Raw genomic sequence first — 21,369 nt, 5'->3', positions numbered from 1 at the left:
TGGCTTTCTTTGTATAAAGGCCAACGGCCGTAGCGTCTCTAAATTTGGTGGTTGAGGAGAGAATAATAGTGCAAAATAGTATGTCACTGGCAGAACCGAATCCATATACACAGCGCAACCAGCCACGACCGATCCGCATAGGCGTGATTGGGGTGGGTAACATGGGACAACACCACGCTCGCGTCTTGAGTTCAATGAAAGATGTTGAACTAGTCGGTGTAGCAGATATTAACGTCGAACGAGGGTTAGAAACTGCCAGCAAGTACAAAGTGCGTTTTTTTGAAGACTACTGTGACTTGCTACCCCTGGTGGAAGCAGTTTGTATTGCTGTTCCCACCCGGCTGCATTACGCTGTGGGCATTAGCTGTCTGTTAGCGGGAATTCATGTTTTGATTGAAAAACCGATCGCAGCCAGTATTTCTGAAGCAGAATCCCTAGTAAATGCGGCAGCTGAGTCTCAATGTATCCTCCAAGTAGGTCATATTGAGCGCTTCAATCCAGCATTTAGGGAACTCAGCCAAGTCCTGAAAACAGAAGAATTACTGGCATTAGAAGCACATCGCATGAGTCCTTACTCAGACCGAGCAAACGATGTTTCGGTTGTCCTGGATTTAATGATCCATGACATTGACCTACTTTTAGAATTAGCAGCTTCTCCAGTGACCAAATTAACCGCTAGCGGTACTCGTGCCCTAGATTCCGGTTATTTAGATTATGTAACTGCCACCCTGGGCTTTGCTAATGGTATAGTCGCCACCCTGACTGCCAGTAAAGTCACTCACCGCAAAATTCGCCGGATTGTTGCCCACTGCAAAAATTCATTCACTGAGGCAGATTTTCTCAAGAATGAAATTTTGATTCACCGACAAACAAATGCTAACTCTCTTAACGACCATCGACAAGTACTTTACAGGCAGGATGGGGTGATTGAAAAAGTCTACACCAGCAATATTCAACCTCTGAGTGCAGAATTGGAACATTTTGTCAACTGCGTACATGGTGGCAATCAACCCTCAGTAGGTGGTGAACAAGCTCTGAAAGCCCTGAGATTGGCCAGCTTAATTGAGCAGATGGCATTGGAAGACAGAGTTTGGAATCCCTTAGACTGGCAATCGGAACCAAGAGTACAATCATTGACTCCGACAGCCTAGAACTGGACAAGGGGATGAGGGGGATGGGGAGATGGGGGGAATAAACAATGCCTGATACCGAATACCCAATGCCCAATACCCTATATCCTAGAACAGAACCCTAGAGTGTGCTTTCCAATTTGCCATCAAATCTTTAGATCCTTTTTAGTCCTTTGAAAAAGCAGGCTAAGGGGGATCTAAATTATTTAGAAAACAAAACCTAGTTTGAAAACAGGGAGTGGGGAGTGGGGAGATGAGGGAGATGAGGGAGATGAGGGAGATGAGGAGGCAGGGAGCAGGGAGCAGGGAGCAGGAGAGAAAATCTTCCCCTCTGCCCCCCGCCCCCTGCCCCCTGCTTCTTCCCACGCCCCATGCCCCATGCCCCATGCCCAATGCCCAATAAAAAACTAGTGCAGTAATTTTTAGGAATTGACTCAATGCTTGAATGGATAACTAACACTATCAACTCTTTGGGCTATTGGGGAATCGCCCTGTTGATGTTCGTAGAAAACCTCTTTCCACCCATTCCTTCAGAATTGATTATGCCACTGGCTGGATTTACAGCAAGCCCATATCAACCAGGAGGGGCAAAGCTGAATATCATTGGTGTGTTTTTCGCAGGAGTTTTGGGTTCTGTGTTGGGCGCACTTGTTTGGTACTATCCAGGTAAGTTTTTGGGCGAAAAGCGCTTGAAAGCTTGGGCTGACAAATATGGTAAATGGCTGGCCATATCCAGTAAAGATATTACTAAGGCTAAAGGCTGGTTTGACCGACAAGGTAACAAAGCAGTATTGATTGGTCGCCTTGTACCAGGAATCCGCACTTTGATTTCTGTTCCTGCGGGGATCAGCAATATGCACTTGCTACCATTTCTGTTTTACAGTACCTTAGGTAGCGCTGCTTGGGTGGGTTTGCTAACATACTCAGGATACATATTGGGTAGTCAGTATGAACTTGTGGATAAGTACCTTGCTCCTGTGTCCAAAATTGTGCTTGGGGGTTTGGTTTTAGCATTTGTTTTCTGGGTATTCAAGCGCCAGCTCAGACGCACCAGAAGATAAACAGGGGCGCTTTTGGTTTGAAAGCAGTGAAAGCAGGGGTTACATCTGACCAAAATTCGCCTACACTATGCCAAATAATACTAGATTTGCGTTGGCAGAGCTTACCGGAGGTATCGCCAGAATTAATTTTTGGCGTATTTCTAGCTACACTTGACGCAACCTAGAATTTCTGGTTGCTCGCATTTTTGTAAGATGAGCATGACAACTTTTTACATTTAAGTTAGAACTAGGAGCTTTCATGACAGACCAACCTTCCGCCGCCACCCCAATTAATGCCGCTGCCATACCGATGAATAGAGTATCGGCATCGACTCCCATAAATGCTGTTAATACTGCCAAGCCAGCTACGACTTCAGGGAAAACCATTCTGAGTGTTGATTTAGGCAGAACTTCCACAAAGACTTGTGTGAGCCGCGAACCCGGTAGTGTTGTGTTCGTACCTGCCAACGTCAAGCAAATGTCAATAGAACAGGTACGCGGTGGTGTTTTTGAAGCCCGCGCGACTGACCCTTTAATGGATTTGTGGTTGGAGTATCAAGGTAATGGATATGCTGTAGGTCAACTAGCAGCAGATTTTGGGGCGAATTTAGGAGTAGGGCAATCTAAGGTAGAGGCTGCACTGATAAAAGTGTTAGCAAGTGCTGGCTACTTCAAACTCAGAGACGATATTTCAGTTGTCCTGGGTCTGCCTTTTCTTTCTTTAGAGCAATTTGAAAAGGAAAAAGCACAGTTAATCAGCCAAGTAGGTGGGCCTCATGTGTTAAACTTTCGAGGCGAATCTGTGTCGCTGAACGTCAATAAGGTTTGGGTCATGCCAGAAGGCTACGGTAGCTTGCTGTGGTCTGAAGCCCAACCAAAGAAAAGTCCCGGCAGTCCCGATTTTACAAAAATATCGGTGGCGATCGTGGATATCGGACATCAAACCGTTGATCTTTTGATGGTAGATAACTTCCGCTTTGCCAGAGGTGCTTCTAAGAGTGAAGACTTCGGTATGAATAAGTTTTATGAATTGGTAGCCGCTGAAATTGACGGAGCAGATAGCCAATCTCTAGCGCTCATTTCCGCTGTTAACAAACCCAAAGGTGAACGGTTTTACCGCCCTAAAGGTGCTAGCAAGCCTGCCAACCTAGACGATTTTCTGCCGAATCTCATTGAGATGTTTTCACGGGAAATTTGTAGCCGTGTGCTAGCTTGGCTACCAGAACGCGTCACCGATGTGATTCTGACTGGTGGCGGCGGTGAGTTTTTCTGGGAAGATGTTCAACGTCTGCTCAAGGAAGCAAAGATTAATGCTCATTTATCTGCACCTTCTAGGCAGGCGAATGCTTTGGGGCAGTATATTTATGGAGAGGCGCAATTATCTGCCGTTCGCGCTGCTAGGGCTTAAAACTAATGTTCCAATGGTCAAAAAAGGTAGTTAAATCCGTCACGTTCAACCCAGGGCTTGCTGATGAAAGCTTGTTAGCGCAAGTGGAAAGTTATTTGGAGAAACAACCCGAAAAAACTTTCAGTGACCTATGTAAAGAAGCCCTGTGGCAATCTTTATGTGTACCGGAATCTGTACGACCTGCTCCAAAAACAGCAGCAGCAACAACACCGATTGAACAACAAATCGGTGAGCTGCAACGTCAAGTAGCTGGCCTTGAGGAACGTTTTTTTGCCAAGGGATCTAATCGTTTGGAGGCGTTGGAACACCATTTACTGCAACTTTCTCAACAAGTTGCACAATTGGCACTCATAGTCAATGAGCGATCGCTAATTCAGTCTCCAAGTCAAGTAGAAGTAGTCAATAATACTTCTTATACTGTTCCTGCTCCTCCTCAAGAGGTTGACCCTGTAATCAGCCGCCTTAGTCAGTTTCTCGATGATTTTTAAGGAAAAATCAAGTTTTTGAGCAGTTTTTGCTCCTGTCATCAATCCTTAATAGTCTTTACTATTAAGGATTATTAATGTTTATATATATTTTTTATAAATAGGATTTTTGGCGTTCAGCCGCTTTGCGTCTTTGCAAGTAATTAAGTTTGGGAAAAAAGCGATCACGCATACATTTTTAGTGTGCGATCGGCACTTTAAATAAGGTTTATCAATAGAAATACACAATTTTTAAGCTCTAAGGTAACTTATAAATTGTTCCTTTATGCCGAAAAAGTGGCATAAAATCTTGTTTTGGAGTGTGGTGTCAGGTTTTTCTTCATCGCAATCTATAGCAGTAAATTACTCAGTTATACTGAGATAAACAAGTGTAAGCCAAGACACCGTTTAACCTCAGTTAGGATTTACCAGCATGAGTAATACCAGTTTTTGGAAGCCTGCTTACCAGCTTTTTAAGCCAGAGGAACCACTTACTACACCCGAAGACCTGAAAAATTTTTATGTCCAGCGAGATAACAGTCCTGTAGAGAATTTAATCACTTTCCTGGATATGGAAGACGACCCAGCTAAATTTTTACTAGCAGGTCACAGGGGTGGTGGTAAAACTACAGAATTACGACGATTAGAACAAAATTTGAATAATAAATATACAGTAATTTGGATTGATACTGTAACTGCTCTTGACCAGTACAATATTGGCTATGCTGAGGTTGTAGTACTAATTGGAATTAAAATTTTTGAAAAGGTTATTCAACCAGAATGGGGTTTAAAAGAGGATTTATTAGATGATTTACTTGAAAGCCTCAAAACTGTAGTTTATCAAGATGAAGACGCTGAAAATACTGGTCTTGAAGTTCCAGAAATTATTAAAAAGCTAGGTTTAATTCTTAAACAAGGTTTAACTAGAAAAGTTACTACAACTCTCAACATTCGTCCGCAGCTTAGTAAAATCATTGAGAGAGTTAACGCCATCATAGAAGCTGCTGAAAAAAGAAACAAGCAGAAATTACTGGTGATTGTAGATGGTCTTGACCGGCACGATCAAGCGACAGCGTTGGAAATGTTCGCTAGTCCACTGCTGACTCAATTAAGTTGTCATATTATCTATGCAATTCCGATTTCACTGAGGTATTCTCCGAGCTTTCGTCAACCGATGGAAAGCTTTCAAAAATGCTTAGATTTAACTAATCCACCAGTATTTGAGTGCGATGAAAATTTATGTCCTACTAGAATTCCTAATGAGCCTGGTAGAGACATTCTTAATAGTGTAATTCATAAGCGTTTGGTAAGTTTGGGTGATGCATATAAAGGTTTATTTAATCCAGATGCGCTAGAACTCATTTCTGAAAAGAGTGGTGGTGTCATGCGTGATTTGGTGCGACTGGCTCGTACCGCTTGTGAAGTTTCTTTAAGGCTAAATTTGATATTTGTAGACTTAGATGTTGCTAAAGAGGCTGTGCAAGAAGTCCGCAGAGAATACAATTTAAGTGACTACCATTTCCCCGAACTAGATAAAGTTCATCGCACAGGTTGCTTAACTACTAACACCCATAGTTTGCCTAATAAAGGTCAGTTTGTGATTTGTGATGAGCTTTTGCAAAACAAATTTGTATTAGGTTATTACAATCGCAATAAAAAATCCTGGTTTGATATCAATCCTATTCTGTTAGAAGATTTACAACGTTGGCAAGCTGCTAATCCCAATAATCAATAGATTTTTCTCTTATAGTCAGCAATTATTCATCGATGAAAAATGGCTTCTAACGAATCTAACATCTATTCTCTAAATGCAAATGATATAGCGGAAGTAAACAAATTAGTTAGCTTCCTAGAATTATCTAGTGGGACAACGACGATTTTTGCCATTGCACCCGAAAGTGGGCCGCAACATCCAGTGGTAGAGGAAGTGAAGTCTCTTTTAGCAGCTAGGGTTGAGGAATTTAATGAACCTAAAAACTTTTTTTACAGCGATAACTCACTATATAATTTTATCTACAGTTTAAATGAAACAGAACAAAAAAAATTGCCAAATCAACGCCAATTATTAATGGCGTTTGGAATCGATCAACTGCCTACATCACGCCTCAAACAAGAAATGAAGCAGTTGAATTTAGGGAGAGATTCGTTATTTGATCGCGAATTAGTCATAATTTTTTGGCTGAATAAAGAAGAATTTTTAGAAGAATTTCGTAACCGTGCGCCTGATTTTTGGGATTGGCGGGGTAAGTTGGTGAAATTTCAGGCACGTCCGCCAGTAAATTCTCTGTTTTATCCTTATCTGGAGTGGTTGATAGCTGAGAATTCCTATCTCAAAATCAGCGGTGTGATGCAAGTCCAGCGCCAAGTAGATATTTTTCTGGATCAAATTTATATTTCACTACAAGCAGTCAGGCGACAGGAGGTTACAGAAACCTCGAAACTAGACCAAGAGATGACTACATTTCGCAAAGCCGAACATAGGTTGAGCATGAGCATCTCTGGCCTCTACGATTTAGACGAACCTTCTCATTACGAACCAGTTTTATTAAGTTCAATACCCACTAGCAGCACCAAAACAGTTACACAAAGAATTGATTTATCCCATGCAGTGCGGGAGAACCAGTACTGCGTGATTCTTGGCGCTCCTGGTGCTGGGAAAACAACGCTACTGCGCTATCTGGCATTACATTTTGCCACAGCCAAACGCGATCGCAATGAAAAAGTTACAGGTGGCGAACCCCAAGAAGAATTGGGTAAAGCTCTGTTACCAATTTTCTTTCGCATTGCTGATTATGCAGAACGATTGCAACAAGAACCTGATTTGAGTCTGCTCGACTATCTGCGCCAATTCTACCGCCAATGGGAAGCTTACTTTCAAGATGAAATTGAAGCGGGAACTGAGATGGCAGTGCTACTTCTAGAAAAAATGCGCCAAGGGCAGTGCTTAATGCTGCTGGATGGACTAGATGAGGTATTTGAACAAGAAAGCCGCAGGCTGATAGTGGAAAGAATCGATCGCTTTGTCAATGATTTCTCTACTAATAAGTTTGTCATTACCAGTCGGATAGCTGGCTACCGCGATGTGAAACTGAGCAGCCGCTTTGCTGAGTTCACTATCGAGGATATGGGTAGCGAACAAGTAGAAAAATTTCTGCATCGCTGGTGTTTGGCGATAGAACGAGCGCAGCAGCCAGAAGCTAGTGAGGCGCAATGGCAAAGAGCAGGAGATGATCAAGCAAGGAAGATTTTAGAGGCGATTAAAGACAATGAGGGTGTAAAGCGCTTGACAGCGAACCCTCTACTGTTGACAATCTTGGCACTGATTCACCGCAATGGCGATCGCCTACCTAACCGTCGGGTAAAACTTTATGAATTAGCAGTGCAAACCTTGAGCGAAGATTGGCAATTAGGAAAGAAGTTGCCAGATGCTCCGAAAGTGCTGCTGAAGCAAAATGAAGTAGTAGCATTTTTAGCACCGCTCGCTTACTGGATGCATGAGGAGAAGCCCTCTGGTTTAGTCACCGAAACAGAAGTTGAACAACAGTTAGCAGCAAAGCTAGCAGAACTCAATGCTACTGACCCAGAATCAGACTCAGTACGCCAAGCCGTGCAGGAATTTTTGCGGAAGGTGCGGGAAACTACAGGTCTATTTGTCGAACGTGCGCCTGGAATCTACGGTTTTATGCACCTGACATTTGAAGAGTATTTTGCTGCACTTTATATTGCTGATAATGAGCCAAGCGATATCTTAAAAATCATCCGCGAGCATTTGCATGAGCCACGTTGGAATGAGCCGATTTTACTAGCTTTAGGTTCGTATAGCAATTCTAGTAAATTGGTTAATAGGCTAGTAGAGCAGCTTTTCAGCAATCTTGAAGTTTATGAACCTGCAATTCAAGGTGGGAAGTTAAAAATAAAAAATGCATCTTCCCAGGATGCGATTATCATTTGGTCAGGTTCCGAGCAAGAATTAATAACTACTAACTCTAAACAGTCTGAATTACGGTTAAAAGATTTATTGTTTGCTGGGGAAGTTTTAACTCAAGTTGAAGTTTATCCTAGTACTCGTAAAAAGATAATTCAGAAGTTAATTTTAACCTATCTTAATTTGGATACAGACTTTGATGATGATATAACTAAGCAACTGCTGAGACTGCTACGCCAAATTGAATTGTTTAACCAGAAAGGTGAAGTTATAGAACAATTGAAAGAATTTGCTAGTGATTCAATAATTACTGAGAAGAGACGGATAGAAGCACAGGTAGCTATTCTTTATATTGCTTGTGGTGAATCAGGAGCATTATTAGTTAGTCGCGCGATCGATATTGTGAATCAGCTAGAGCCTACTATATTTTGTCGTCTTAGAGAATTGGTTAAAGAACTAGGTGAAGATATGACACCTGCTCTAGAATTTAGTCGGCAAAATCATAGCAGCAATCAAGACTCTCAAAAAGCATTAACTTTCCTCACGGCAATATCTTATATTCGTACAGATAATTATGCCAAAGCTGTTGAGCTTCTAGAACAAATAAATGTTCAGAAAAATAGCAGTCTCAGTGCTTACATAGCTTGGTCAATTGCAACTTGTTACCAGGAACAAGATAAATTTGATCGAGCAATTGACTACTATCAGGAATGCTTTGAAAAACTAGCTATATACATTCATCCATCTGCTTTTTTGCTGTTTTGGAGAAATCGAGGTGTTTGTCATCGTTTACACACCAAATACGAGCAGTCACTAGAATGCTTCCAGCAGGCATTAGCTATAGACAAAGAGTTTTGCAAGTCTGAAGATGAAGCAAACGATCTCTGGAATATAGGTAGAACTTATCAAAAATGGGGAAAATATGAACAAGCGATCACCTACCACCAACGAAGCCGTGACCTTTATGAGCAATTGGGTTTAGAGAAGGATGTAGCTGACCTGTGGTACTGGTTGGGTGATTGCTATTGCGAATGGGATAAATATGAACAAGCACTTGAATGTGAGCAAAAAGAATTACTAATTCGCCAGCAGTTGGATGATCAACCCAGAATAGCTCTCGCCTACTGGCGGCTAGGAAAAATTTATGAAACTTGGGGAAAATATGAACAAGCGATCGCCCACTACCAACAAAGCCATGACCTCTATGAGCAATTGAACTTAGAGAAGGATGTTGCTAACTTGTGGTACTGGTTGGGTAATTCTTATAAAGAATTGGGCAAATATCAGCAAGCACTTGAGTGTCAGCAAAAGTGTCTGGCAAAACGTCAAAATTTAGAAAACCAATCAGATATAGCTTTGGCATACCACCAGCTAGGTCTTATCTATCAGGCTTGGGGAAAATATGAAAAAGCGATCGCCCACTACCAACAAAGCCGTGACCTCTATGAGCAATTGGGAAAACAAAAATCTGTGTCGGCTCGATGGTACAACATGGCTCAATGTTACCAAGAATGGGGTAAATATCAAGAGGCTTTGGAGTGCGAACTCAAGGATTTAGAAATTTGCCAAAAGTTAGAAGACCAATCAGAAGTGGCTTTGGCGTATTTTCAACTCGGTTACATTTATCAAACTTGGGAAAAATATGAACAAGCGATCGCCCACTACCAACAAAGCCATGACCTCTATGAACAATTGGGTCAAGAGAAAAATGTAGCAAACCAGTGTTATCGGCTAGCTAGTTGCTATCGAGAATGGGGTAAATATGAGCAAGCTTTAAAGTATGGGCAAAAGTGTTTAGCACAACGTCAAAAGCTAGAAGACCAAGCAAATATAGCTAGTGCCTACTTTCAGCTAGGCTGGATTCATCAAAGTTGGGGCAAATACCAACAAGCGATCGCCTACCACCAACAAAGCCGTGACCTGTGTGAGCAATTGGTCAAAGACAAGAATGTAGCTAATCAGTGGTACAACTTAGCAACTTGCTATTGGGAATGGGGTAAATATGAGCAAGCACTTGAGTGTCAGCAAAAGTGTTTAGCAAAATGTCAAAAGTTAGAAGACCAAGCAGGTATAGCTAGTGCCTACTTTCAGTTAGGTCGCATCTATCAAGCTTGGGGAAAATATGAACAAGCGCTCGCCTACTTCCAACAAACCCGTGAACTCTATGAGCAATTGAGTTTAGAGAAAGATGTAGCTAACTTATGGTACTGGTTGGGTAATTCTTATCAGGAATGGGGCAAATATCAACAAGCACTTGAGTGTCAGCAAAAGTGTCTGGCAAAACATCAAAACTTAGAAAACCAATCAGATGTAGCTTTTGCATACCATCAGCTAGGACGTATCTATCAAGCATGGGGCAAATATCAACAAGCGATGGTCCATTACCAACAAAGCCATGACCTCTATGAGCAATTGGGTAAAAACAAGAATGTAGCAAACCAGTGTTACTGGCTAGCTAGTTGCTATCGAGAATGGGGTAAATATGAGCAGGCACTTGAATATGAACTCAAAGATTTAGCAATCTGTCAACAACTGGACGACCAAACAAATGTAGCAGATGGCTACAATCAACTAGGTCGAATTTATCAAGCTTGGGGCAAATACGAAGAAGCGATCGCCTACTTCCACCAAAGCCGTGACCTCTACGAAAAATTAGATAACGAAAAGGGGGTGGCTACTCAATGGGACTGGTTAGCTTATTGCTACTTGAATTGGGGCAAATATGAACAGGGAGTTGAATGTCAAAAACAATATCTTTTGCTAAATCAAGCCCTAGACAACCAACCCGAAATAGCTAATGCCTATTATTGGCTAGGACGCATTTATAGAGCTTGGGACAAATATGAGCAGGCAATAGAGTATTTTCAACACAGTTATAACTTTTACCAGCAACTAGATTTAGGTGAGGATGTAGCTAGATGTTATAGAAGAATTGGTAACACCCAACGCTTGCTAGCCAAAAATACCTCAGATAGAGCAGTAGCTTTTGACTTACTGACGCAAGCTGAACAAAATATCTGTCAAGCCATCCAAATAAACACCACAGGAGACTACAAAGAAAATCTTGCTTACGACTACATTATCTTTAGCTTAATCTGGTCAGAACGCTTACGCCTATCGTCTTTTGATGACTCATCACTGCAAGAACAAATTACCCAATTTGAAGAATATTACAATACTGGCTTGACATATCTTGCTGAACTGGGGCAGACAGTAAATCGAGCAGATGAAGCTCTTGATATCGCCCGTGTTTATCTGGAAGTCAGCGTCTTAAAAAATCTTGACCGAGCCGAAGAACTAGCCCAAGAATCCCTCCAAGTTTTTCAGGAGTACGATCGCCGGAAACTAGAAGCTTCAGCTCGTAAACTCTTGGGCGAAATATACCTCAACCGCTTCCAGCATCATCAATCAGGTACTGAGGTAACTGCTACCCAGTTTTTCACTGAAAGTCTACAAATCTACAGAGACCTTGATTTAAGTGAAAAAGCTGCCGAGGTAGAACAGCTAATGTATCCAAATCTGGATAACACTGGAATACCTAGCAACTAGAATTCGCGCTACATAAACCAAGCCTGCGTACATACTATATCAAAAGTCTAGGAAGGCGAATTTGAATTGTGAGCCAAAAGGCGCTGTATAACGACGACAAGTCACTGGGCGTCTAGGCACTCTGCATCCAGAAATTCGATCGCTTTTGTGTTGAAACAGCCGAATACCAGTACTACATATTAATACTATATTCTTTTTTTACTCTGCACACTGTAGAAATGCTAAAATCCTCAGGTAGACAGTTAGGATACCTAGATGGCAGTTGTAGCTAACTCAATCAAGTTTGGTACAGACGGCTGGCGGGGCGTAATTGGAGATGAGTTCACCTTTGAACGCCTAGCCCTAGTCGCGCCAGTCGCTGCAAAAGTACTATATAATACATATTATTCTACGGTGGGTAGCCGGACAATAATTGTCGGTTACGATCGCCGATTTATGGCCGAAGACTTCGCTCGTGCTGTGGCTGATACCGTCACCGCTGTCGGATTTGATGTTTTACTCAGTGAAACTTTTGCCCCAACTCCAGCTTTTAGTTGGGCAGCAAAAGAACTTAATGCCTTAGGGGCACTAGTAATTACAGCCAGTCATAATCCAGGCGCATACTTAGGATTAAAAGTCAAGGGATATTTTGGCGGTTCAGTGTCGCCAGAAGTCACAAAGGAGATAGAAGCACTGTTGCCCCAAGGAGTGCCACCTGCGGCTACCCCAGGCAAGCAAGAAAAGTTCGATCCTTGGCCGAGTTACACCCAAGCACTAGAACGTAAAGTTGATATTGCCAAAATTAGGGAAGCGATCGCCTCTGGTAAACTAACAGTATTTGGCGATGTCATGCATGGCGCTGCGGCTGGCGGATTGGCACAACTTCTAGGCGATAAGGTCATAGAAATCAACAGCGAACGCGACCCCCTATTTGGTGGTGGTGCGCCGGAACCCTTGCCTAAATACCTTTCCAAGCTATTTGAAGTTATCAAAGCTCACCGAGAAACAAATACATCAAGTTTATCTGTAGGATTGGTATTTGATGGAGACTGCGATCGCATCGCAGCTGTAGACGGGGAAGCTAACTTCTTGAGTTCCCAGGTGTTGATTCCCATACTAATTGACCACTTAACCCGACGACGGGACTTTAAGGGTGAAATAGTCAAAACTGTCAGTGGTTCAGATTTAATACCCCTTGTGGCAGCACTACATCAACTGTCAGTATTTGAAACAGCAGTTGGTTATAAATACATCGCCGACAGAATGTTAGCAGCAGAAGTTTTGCTGGGTGGCGAAGAGTCGGGAGGTATCGGCTATGGTAGCCATATTCCCGAACGTGACGCACTGCTATCAGCATTGTATGTGCTAGAGGCGATCGTGGAATCTGGTTTAGATTTAGGTGAATATTATCGCCACTTGCAGCAACAGACAGGATTTAATTCAGCATACGATCGCATTGATTTACCCTTAGCAAGTATGGAAGTGCGATCGCGTCTTTTGCAACAACTCCAAACCAAACCTTTAACCGAAATTGCTGGTAAAGCAGTAATTGATTGCCAAACAATTGACGGCTACAAGTACCGCCTCGCCGATAAAAGCTGGTTAATGATTCGCTTTAGCGGAACTGAACCAGTTTTACGCCTTTACTGCGAAGCCCCAACACTTGAGCAAGTGCATCAAACTCTTGCTTGGGCAAAACACTGGGCGGAGTAAAATTAGTGAGGAGTTGAGAGTTAGGAGTTAGGAATAAATAACTCATAACTCATCACTCCTAACTCCTAACTAATATTTAAAATTCATGACATTACTAGTAGTAGCCACAGGAAATCCAGGTAAGTTGCGCGAAATGCAAGCTTACCTGGCAGATTCTGGCTGGGAATTAATCCTCAAACCTGAAGAATTAGAAATTGAAGAAACAGGCGAAACCTTTGCCGCCAATGCTTGTCTCAAAGCGTCCCAAATTGCCAAAGCGACAGGAAACTGGGCGATAGCAGATGATTCTGGTTTAGAAGTAGATGCTTTGAATGGCGCACCAGGTGTGTATTCGGCACGCTACGCCAAAACAGACTCAGAACGCATTGCTAGGTTACTCGAAGAATTAGGTAACGAAGTAAATCGCCAAGCCCAATTTGTTTGTGTAGTGGCGATCGCTCGTCCGGATGGTGCGATCGCATTACAATCTGAAGGTATTTGTCGTGGCGAAATTCTTCATGCGCCTCGTGGTGATGGTGGATTTGGCTATGACCCAATTTTTTACGTGCAAGAGTTGCAATTGACTTTTGCCGAGATGACACGGGAGTTAAAGGGGTCAATTAGCCATCGAGGCAAGGCCTTTACAGCTTTACTTCCGCAACTGGAGAAAGTTAAGAGTTAGGAATTAAAAGTTAAGAGTTAAAAGTTATGAGTTGTGAATTATAGGAATAATAACTTCTAACTCTTGACTCGTAACTCTTAACTCCTAACTCTTCACTCATAACTTTTTTTAAACCGCTTCTGTGTTTTTTTCGCCGGTACGAATCCGAATCACTTGCTCAACAGGCGAGATGAAAATTTTACCATCACCGATTTCACCAGTGCGGGCAGCGGCAATAATTTTGTCCACTACCATATCAACCTGATTGTCGTCAACTACTATTTCCACTTTGAGTTTTTGGAGAAACTCAACGGTGTACTCGGAACCGCGATACCTTTCAGTTTGACCTTTCTGGCGTCCGAACCCCCGGACTTCAGAAACCGTCATGCCAACAATCCCAGCGTTAACCAAGGCAATTTTCACTTCATCAAGCTTAAATGGGCGGATAATAGCTTCTACTTTTTTCATTTCTTTGATTTGTGACTTGTACTAGCTTCGTTTATCTATCTAACCAGATCTGTTGTCTGAAACTGTAACTAGTAGCGCCTTTGCTAAAACATATGTAATAATTGCCACTTTTTTCAAATTGTAGATGCTTGGTTTCAGGAGTGCTGTACATGGATAGCGGGGCGTTTAGCCCCTGCTGAGTAACTCTTGAGAGAAACGGGGGGATTGAAGTAAGGACGCATTATTTCTTGTGACACGTGACGCTCGAAATAAATCTTTTTTTCTTCCATACCGGATGTAGTTGCTCTCAAAGCTAAGAGTCCCTGGTCTGTCTAATTTTACTTTTTACTTAGTACTCGTTACTCAGCACTCAGGATTGTTTCCGTGGGTGCTTTTGAAGCTAGAAGCAGCTTCGATTAAGTAATTTGATAATCCTTGAACTTGTAACATGAGGAATTTGCTGTCAAATTATCATTTTTTATGTAGTATTTCTGACCTAAAAATAGATAAATTCTGCTATTGAGTAGATCATCTCAGATATTCAAAACAGTGATGAAACAGAAATGGTACGATAGCCCTAAATATTGCTGCTGACTGTGGGAATGTCAGCCCCTTCTGGAGCGAGACGCACTCGCGTTCGGGGAAGTCAAAAGTCAAAAATTTACCAAGCCCATAAATAAATTCAGTTGCTCTGAGTCAACTGACGTAGTATTTCTTGCACTACGTGTCTCGAAATACATTTTTTTATTTTCCATAAATAAATTTAGGGGCTTGTACCTTTTTATTTCTGGTCAACTAACGTTTTTGATGTTCAAACAAGGGACGCACAATTAAATACCCAGCAGTGAAGGCAGTAAGCATAATTAACAAGATGGTAATAATTAACCACCAGCCACTAAGTTCCTTGGCATCTGGCTTTGCAGTAGAATAGTAAGTTACTTCTTGTTCTTCTATAAAAACTGGGTCTGGTATCGGAAACTTCATTTCCCTTATAGGTGTAGAAAACTCCTGGCGGTTTTTTTGAGGTGGACGCGGACGAGAAACTTGTTGAGGTGGAGGCGCTTGTGTTACTGGCTGCTTGGCGGAGCTTTTAACGTTGCTAGAAACTTGGGAAGCTTGATGTTCAGTAAACATTCCATAGGAATCTACAAAATTTTGCAAGTGTGAAAAAGACTCAACAACTTTGGTGATTTCTTGGCGTAATAGTTGATTTTCTTGGGTTAATTCGTGATTTTTAGTGGTGATTGCATCTAGCCTCGCCTGAGTTGCTTGCAACTCCATTGACAATTCCCGGTATACAGATAGTGGTACAGAGGGAGGGTACGCTTGACTAGTCCGTGTTGACGAATTCCTGTGAACAGAACCTGTGGTTGTTCGCATTGGGGCTTGGTATTAAAAATCAAAGTGATTAGATCGTACAGAGATGCTAACAGAGAAAGTCAGCCCTGAAACTATGCCCAAGAATAATAGAAAAATGCCGAGACGGCAAAGATTTTTTATTGGGGGCTAAGTATTAGGGACTGGGTATTGGCTACTGGGAAAACAGTCCCTAGTCCCTAGTCCCCAGCCCCCAGTCCCCACAATGGAAAGAAGTGTCCCACAGGACCTTGCCCTTCGCCAATATCTAAAGCGTAAGTCAGGGCAGTGGTTACATATTCCTTTGCCTGTTGCACCGCCTGCCACAAGTTTTTTCCCTTTGCCAGATTAGCTGCGATCGCAGCTGATAGTGTACAACCAGTACCGTGGGTGTTTGTTGTCTCTACTTGCTGGCAAGTCAAAACTTCCAACTTTTCCCCATCAAACCAAATATCAACGCCACGCAAATTTCCTTGCATACCTCCACCCTTGACCAAAACAGCCTTTGTCCGTAAAATCTTGTGAATAATTTCAGCAGCGGCTTGCATATCTTCCAAGGAATTAATTTCTAAACCGCTCAAAATCTGGGCTTCGTAGCGATTGGGCGTGATAATAGCTGCCTTGGGGATAAGAGCATGGCACAGAGTCTTCACAGCATCATTATCAATCAATTGTGCCCCGGTACGTGACACCATCACTGGATCGACTACCAGGTTATGGATTTGTAAAGCTTCTACTTGCTGGGCAACAGCAAATATAATTTCCTGATTCAGCAACATTCCTGTTTTGGCTGCTTGTACGCCAATATCTTCAACTACTGCCTGAATTTGCGCTACAACAGCTTCTGTTGGCATGGCATCAACCCTGTTAACTCCGAGAGTGTTTTGTGCAGTGACGCAGGTTATAGCGCTAGTACCGTGGACACAGTGAAAAGCAAAGGTGCGTAAATCAGCTTGAATTCCTGCACCGCCACCGCTATCTGAACCAGCAATGGTTAAAGCAACAGGTACTCTGGAGTTTATTTGGGCGTTCATATTATGAAGATTACTGGCGAGATGTTAGTTGCTTGGCGATCGCTTCCAATTGATTTTAGCGTCCAGTGCGACTTGACTATAACTAATGCCTTGTGAACCACGCCGACTTAATTGAGACAAACTTCATCAAATCCTTGTATCAAGCCTTCTTCAGACTACAAATTAATAGGAATCACCACAAAACTTCCATAGTTTTTTTGCCTATTGTTGTAAAAAATCTAACAAAATTCTGAGTATTCACTGATATCAATCACTGTTTGTGAAGGTTAGTCTAAATTTAGTTCACAAAACTCGCTTACACAGATTAAAACAGGTTTGACTAAGTTGTTACATTAGTCCCTTTAAATTAAGGGGTCAACCTACTAAAGTTTGAAACAATTCAGCTTTGACCACTGTAACTTTAAGTCCCCAGTTATCAGCCAGGGGTGCCCTTTACCATGCCGATTTGGCAGCTTCTGACCTCAGACAACGGATAAAGTTCAGAGGAATTATATACCAAATATGATCACCGTATCGAAATATAGTAACAGCGATGCCTACGGCAGGCTGCGCCTACGCGGTGGAGATCGGATTTAATTCCACTCCCAGGCGATCAATCAGATGCAGACGCTAATCGTCCGATTACTCCCAACAACAGCCTGACGATTGACGGTATTTACATTCCTGGTTTAACCATCAGCGGTTGACAGGAGAAAAAATTTCCAGTTTGACAACAGCGTTTCTAGAACCGAGGCAATTTGAAGTTGCGATCGGACAACTGTGACTGTCCTTCAGACTCAAGACAAATCACCCTTCTACTAACTACTTAGCAATTAACACAGTTGCTAAGAGTCCACGAGCAATTCCCTTATATATATTCGGAGTAAACCTATGGCTGGCCAAGTATACTACGTTTCTGGAACAGGTAGCGATAACAATAATGGCTTGAAAGAAACAAGTGCATTTCGCACTCTGGGTCGAGCCGTGTGGCAGATGGAAACAGGCGACACCCTCTATGTGATGAATGGCACTTATGAAAAAGGAGCTAACATTGTTGACAAAAACGGTTCTCCAGACAACTGGACAACTATCAAAGCCTATCCAGGACATCAACCAAAACTAAACCTTCCTGCGGGTGTTAGTGGCATTACTGTATTTAGTTCATCTTATGTACGGATTGAAGGACTTGATATAGAAGGCGATCGAGAAAATGTCACTTTACAATATGCATTGAATAGCATTAATTCTACTTCGGATAAAGGTAAATCTGATACTAAGATTACTGCCTATGGAATTATGGTGACCCCCTCACCTTCAAAAACTAGCGAAGGTCTAGCCCCTAGTAACCCTCATCACATCGTCATCAGTGGCAACACAATCCGTAACTTTCCAGGTGCAGGTATTGGATTGACTAATGCAGATTACATCACTGTTGAGAAAAATACTGTGTCTGGAAACGCTTGGTATTCTCCTTATGGATGTCAAGCTATTACTGCTCTTTACGGTTCTAACTACGATAACAACACTACTGACTACAGGATGATTTTTCGAGATAACATTGTCTACGACAATCAAAGCCTAGTTCCTGTTTGGAATACTGGTGGTATTTCTGAAGGGCATGGGATTATGCTTGATATGACTTCTAAATCTAGGGAAGGCGTGGCCTATACAGGTAAGGCTTTAATTGAAAATAACATCTCCTACAACAATGGTGGCTCTGGGATTCACGTTTTTAAAGCCAAAAATGTAGATGTTATCAACAATACAACTTACCAAAATGCTACTGTTCTTACAACTCATGGAGAGATTGCTGTCACTTACTCGGACAATGTAGATGTATATAACAACATAATGTATGCAAGTGACAATCAAAATGCCAATCTTGTCAAATACTCCACAAATGTAGCTTTCGATCACAACCTTGTTTATAACTCGAATATATTTCAAGCTTCGGACGATCCAAAAGCTATTCTTACTTTGCAGAATATTTTGGGTAAAAATCCGTTGTTTGTTGATCCAGCTAAAGGCAATTTTGCCCTCAAAGCTGGAAGTGCTGCCATCGATGCTGGTTCTAATGCCTTCAATAGCATCACTAAAAATGTTCCTCTGGATGGCGATGGTAATGGCACCGCAGTCATCGATATTGGTGCCTACGAAGCTCCAACAGATGAGACTCCTACTCCCGAAATTCAAGTTCTCAACGGTACAGTTGATATTGTAGATGGGAGTACGACTGCCATTAACTTTGGTGAGATCATTCTTGGTCAGACTCTGACTAAAACCTTTACGATTAAGAACACCGGTATAGCCGCACTTAATCTGAGTAATCTTAAACTTCCCAATGGCTTTAGTTTAGTAGGAACTGTCCCCACAAGTGTGGCTGCCAATGCTTCCACTACTATAACGGTGGCACTCAATACTACTACACCAGGCACTTATGGTGGCACTCTGATTTTAAGCAACAACGATAGTAATGAAAGTGAGTTTGACTTTGCTATTACTGGCAAAGTTATTAGTCCCGAAATTCAAGTTCTCAACGGTACAGTTGATATTGTAGATGGGAGTACGACTGCCATTAACTTTGGTGAGGCCAATGTTGGCAATACTCTGACCAAAGCCTTTACGATTAAGAACACTGGTACGGCAGCACTCAATTTGAGTAATCTCCAACTCCCCAATGGCTTTAGTTTAGTAGGAACTGTACCCACTAGTGTGGCTCCTAATGCTTCCACTACCATAACGATGGCACTCAACACCACTACAGTCGGTACCTATAGTGGCAGACTCAGTTTAAGCAACAACGACAGTGACGAAAGTCCTTTTGACTTTGCTATTACTGGCAAAGTTACTACTCCGGAAATTCAAATTCTCAACGGCACAGTAGACATTACAGATGGGAGTACGACCGCCATTGACTTTGGCAGTACCACTGGTGGTGTGGCCCGGACTAAAACTTTTACGATTAAGAATATCGGTACAGCCCCACTCAAGCTAACTAATCTCAAACTTCCTAGCGGATTTAGCCTAGTTGGAATTCTGCCTACTAGTGTTGCAGCTAATGCCTCCACAAATATTACAGTGGCACTCAACACTAGTAGAATCGGTACCTATAGTGGCAACTTCAGTTTAAGCAACAACGACAGCGACGAAAGCCCCTTTGACTTTGCCATCACTGGCAAAGTTGAACCCAAAATTATCAATGGTACAACAGGCAATGACACTTTTATTACCCCGCTAGGGAATGGCCATGACATCATCACAAATTTTGGTGGTGCAGGTACTAGCTTAGATCCTTCAGCCGAGGTCATTGCTCAAATAGACACCTTGCAATTTGTTGGGGCTGGCTTAACTGCGAAAAATATGCAATTATCTCAAAGTGGCGACAATTTAGAAATCACTTTTCTAAGTGTGGCTAATACTAAAGTCACCTTGGAAAACTTTAAGTTAGAGAACCTCGAAAACTTAGCTGCATCAGGAACAAGGCCAGGCATCGGTAATATCATATTTGACGGACAAAGCAGTGTTACCGAGAGCTTTGATGTGATTGATAGTAGATCGACCCAAACTAGTATCTTCAACAGAAACACCGTTACTTTCCTCAATTACTTAAACAATAACGTTGCAGGTTTTGATAACTCCAACGATGTGATTAATGCTCTAGGGGGTAATGACATTATCGATGGTAAAAGTGGTGATGATCTGCTGCGGGGCGGTAGCGGCAATGATACTCTCATCGGTGGGGCAGGCAATGATATTCTCGTCGGTGATGGGGGTGCTGATGCTTTCCTCTACAACACCAACGCTGCTTTTAGCAGCGCTGCTGTGGGTATTGATACCATCGCTGACTTCAATAGTTCTGCTGGTGACAAGATTATCTTGGATAAGACCACCTTCACTGCCATTACTTCTGTTGCAGGAACAGGTTTCAGTAACGCCACTAATTTTCAAATCACTACCTTAGGGGCAGTTAGCAGTGCTGTGATAGTCTACGATCCTGTGACTGGGCAGTTACTATACAATCAAAATGGTAGCGCTGCTGGTTTGGGCAGTGGTGGTCAATTTGCACAACTGACTGGTGCCCCCACTCTTAAAGCCTCAGACTTCATCATTCAAGCATAGTTGGTTAATGGTTCAATTGAAAGTGCAAGTGTAACGCAAACATGAATCCACTTTCAATGCGGTTTTGAATTAAATAGACCACACGCATAGAGGCACAATCTATTTATTGTGCCTCTAGAATTTTCCTGCTTATAATTACTGATTTTGTGGCGATCGCCAATTTTCTAATGCTGAGTGCAAATACTTTGCCCATTGGGCCGCTAAAGGAATTTCTGTAAACGGAACGCGCACTGAATCAGCGGATTCGGAAAATACAAATTCTAACTCTATAGAACGACCTTTCTCAGGTGGTGATTCTATATTTACTGATTTGCCATCTACCAGAAGAGATATTTCTTGGACATTAACTAAAGAAAATGTTTCTAATTTAATTGGTCCTTGAGGCGTGGGTTTACCCCAGGTTATAGAGTTGCCTTTTTGACCCAATACTGAATAAATATCATACTTAGCTCGTTCAAATTGTTCTGCCCAGACACGATAGGCTTCCACTTTTTGATACTCCTTAGAGCCTTGCCAAGCTAGCCAGAAAAACATTGCTAACAGAGGTAACCACAAAAGACCATGTTCCATTGTTTCAACAGTCCTG

14 protein-coding genes are annotated in these 21,369 nt (G+C 42.2%); 10 read left to right on the top strand and 4 right to left on the bottom strand.

Annotation, left to right across the window (positions count from 1 at the left end):
- The first annotated feature begins 68 nt into the window (after positions 1–68).
- The 9 genes from IQ276_RS09240 to rdgB all read left to right on the top strand — a co-directional run bounded on the left by IQ276_RS09240 (position 69) and on the right by rdgB (position 13,869).
- Positions 69–1,151 carry a Gfo/Idh/MocA family protein gene (locus IQ276_RS09240; protein WP_190882654.1) on the top strand — a complete coding sequence of 361 codons (1,083 nt, stop codon included), beginning with the start codon at positions 69–71 and terminating at the stop codon, positions 1,149–1,151.
- 416 nt (positions 1,152–1,567) lie between these two features.
- Positions 1,568–2,191, top strand: coding sequence for a DedA family protein (locus IQ276_RS09235; protein ID WP_193913770.1), 624 nt, complete (start codon positions 1,568–1,570; stop codon positions 2,189–2,191).
- 26 nt (positions 2,192–2,217) lie between these two features.
- A complete protein-coding gene (locus IQ276_RS09230; protein WP_235115542.1) occupies positions 2,218–2,355 on the top strand; it encodes a hypothetical protein in 138 nt (45 codons plus the stop codon).
- A gap of 74 nt (positions 2,356–2,429) precedes the next feature.
- Entirely contained in the window at positions 2,430–3,578 is a 1,149-nt protein-coding gene (fcmB, locus tag IQ276_RS09225; protein WP_073641353.1) for a filament morphology actin-like protein FcmB, read from the top strand.
- A gap of 5 nt (positions 3,579–3,583) precedes the next feature.
- A complete protein-coding gene (fcmC, locus tag IQ276_RS09220) occupies positions 3,584–4,066 on the top strand; it encodes a filament morphology membrane protein FcmC (protein WP_193913772.1) in 483 nt (160 codons plus the stop codon).
- Positions 4,067–4,475: 409 nt separating this feature from the next.
- A complete protein-coding gene (locus IQ276_RS09215; protein ID WP_193913774.1) occupies positions 4,476–5,777 on the top strand; it encodes a P-loop NTPase fold protein in 1,302 nt (433 codons plus the stop codon).
- Positions 5,778–5,816: 39 nt separating this feature from the next.
- A complete protein-coding gene (locus IQ276_RS09210) occupies positions 5,817–11,516 on the top strand; it encodes a tetratricopeptide repeat protein (RefSeq protein WP_193913776.1) in 5,700 nt (1,899 codons plus the stop codon).
- A gap of 255 nt (positions 11,517–11,771) precedes the next feature.
- Positions 11,772–13,208, top strand: coding sequence for a phosphoglucomutase/phosphomannomutase family protein (locus IQ276_RS09205; RefSeq protein WP_193913778.1), 1,437 nt, complete (start codon positions 11,772–11,774; stop codon positions 13,206–13,208).
- Between the two features lie 85 nt (positions 13,209–13,293).
- On the top strand, positions 13,294–13,869 hold the full coding sequence (gene rdgB / locus IQ276_RS09200; protein ID WP_193913780.1) for an RdgB/HAM1 family non-canonical purine NTP pyrophosphatase: 576 nt from the start codon (positions 13,294–13,296) through the stop codon (positions 13,867–13,869).
- Positions 13,870–13,977: 108 nt separating this feature from the next.
- Here the strand turns inward: rdgB and IQ276_RS09195 are convergent, their stop codons facing one another.
- From IQ276_RS09195 to thiD, 3 genes are all read right to left on the bottom strand, one after another.
- Complete coding sequence (locus IQ276_RS09195; protein ID WP_012410794.1) at positions 13,978–14,316, bottom strand: P-II family nitrogen regulator; 339 nt, start codon at positions 14,314–14,316, stop codon at positions 13,978–13,980.
- A gap of 774 nt (positions 14,317–15,090) precedes the next feature.
- Complete coding sequence (locus tag IQ276_RS09190; protein ID WP_193913782.1) at positions 15,091–15,675, bottom strand: hypothetical protein; 585 nt, start codon at positions 15,673–15,675, stop codon at positions 15,091–15,093.
- Positions 15,676–15,851: 176 nt separating this feature from the next.
- Entirely contained in the window at positions 15,852–16,685 is an 834-nt protein-coding gene (gene thiD, locus IQ276_RS09185) for a bifunctional hydroxymethylpyrimidine kinase/phosphomethylpyrimidine kinase (protein ID WP_193913784.1), read from the bottom strand.
- An 870-nt stretch (positions 16,686–17,555) separates the two neighbouring features.
- Between thiD and IQ276_RS09180 the strand changes: the two genes are divergently transcribed.
- Positions 17,556–20,783 (top strand): choice-of-anchor D domain-containing protein, encoded by a 3,228-nt coding sequence (locus IQ276_RS09180; RefSeq protein WP_193913786.1) that lies wholly within the window; start codon positions 17,556–17,558, stop codon positions 20,781–20,783.
- A gap of 135 nt (positions 20,784–20,918) precedes the next feature.
- Here the strand turns inward: IQ276_RS09180 and IQ276_RS09175 are convergent, their stop codons facing one another.
- On the bottom strand, positions 20,919–21,353 hold the full coding sequence (locus IQ276_RS09175) for a hypothetical protein (protein WP_193913788.1): 435 nt from the start codon (positions 21,351–21,353) through the stop codon (positions 20,919–20,921).
- Positions 21,354–21,369 lie beyond the last annotated feature (16 nt).

The organism is Desmonostoc muscorum LEGE 12446 (genome assembly GCF_015207005.2).
In the GTDB taxonomy this organism is placed as follows: Bacteria; Cyanobacteriota; Cyanobacteriia; order Cyanobacteriales; family Nostocaceae; genus Nostoc; species Nostoc muscorum.
Note: the sequence above shows the minus strand (reverse complement) of the source record. Positions and strands in the feature narration are given on the sequence as shown.